Genomic DNA, 1061 nt, shown 5'->3' with positions numbered 1-1061 from the left:
GGATTGATGACCAGTCGCTACCGTGGGGGAGGTGCTTTCACATGACACACTTCATGGGGTGGGCTTTCACCACCATCAGCATTCAGTTGTCAAGGTTTCCCAGTTTTCCGTCGGATTGTACAGACTTTTGTGAAGAATTGTAAAATTCTCTTAGCCTTCAGTTTTCCGAGGTTTTGATTGGCTATTTTGTATCAGTTTACACCGTTTTATTTTTGGCCAACCGTTAGACTTTACGTTTTCTGGGGTTTTTAGCCTTAGGAGGCTATTTTCCTTGCCCCGCTTTTCGTTTTAGGTACTTACCTTCCACTTTTGCGAGAACGAATCGCACAGCTGGAATTTATTATACCACTTCGACTCAGAAAACGCCGCCAGAATAAGGAAGCAGGCTACGAAACAGGCGACGAGAGGAAAACAAGAACCCTCCAGGCCAAACCAATCGGCAGGAAGTTCGCAACAGCTCAGAAGGTATTTCCGCCCATACCATTGGACCAACAAACCCTGACATAGGTCATTGGTCATTGACCAGCGACCAATGACCAATGACCAATGACCAATGACCAATGAATTAATCGGGTTCGCGGTGGGGAAAGTTCAGGACGGGGAGACGATCGCCGCGAAAAACTTCTTCGCTGGCGTAACCGAGGGACTGGAGAATTTCCGAGAGCGCTTTGCCCCCCCATAGCGTCAGTAACAGGGGCGGGGTGAGGACGCTGAGCAGAATTTCTGAGGGAATCTTAACATCAGACTTCTGGAGTGGGGCTGGGTCTGAGGTAAATTGATTGGGGTCAGGTGAAGTCATAGCAACCTCCGGTATTGATAAAATTTATCTAAGAAGCGTAGAATCAAACACGAAAAAAACTCGGGAGCTTGGTAGCCCCGCTCTAAAGAGACGGGGCTACCAAGCGACGGGCGAGGCTTTAGCCGCAATGATATGATAGACTCCTATCACCAACTCTTTGACCCAAATGAAAGGGGCTTAACATACCGTGAGGGCAGACTTGCATCATGCAGAAATGTCGGTAGCAAAGGCGTTTCATTGGCGAGAGATAAAAGGTGATTGA

1 protein-coding gene is annotated in these 1061 nt (G+C 48.1%); it reads right to left on the bottom strand.

Features of this window, described 5'->3' with window-relative positions:
* Positions 1–565: 565 nt before the first annotated feature.
* Complete coding sequence (locus tag LKK83_RS23755; RefSeq protein ID WP_324633877.1) at positions 566–799, bottom strand: hypothetical protein; 234 nt, start codon at positions 797–799, stop codon at positions 566–568.
* Positions 800–1061: the final 262 nt, after the last annotated feature.

Origin of the sequence: Phormidium sp. CCY1219, assembly GCF_035615515.1 — a bacterium.
Lineage (GTDB): Bacteria > Cyanobacteriota > Cyanobacteriia > Cyanobacteriales > Laspinemataceae > CCY1219.
This window is presented reverse-complemented; position numbering and strand designations above follow the sequence as displayed.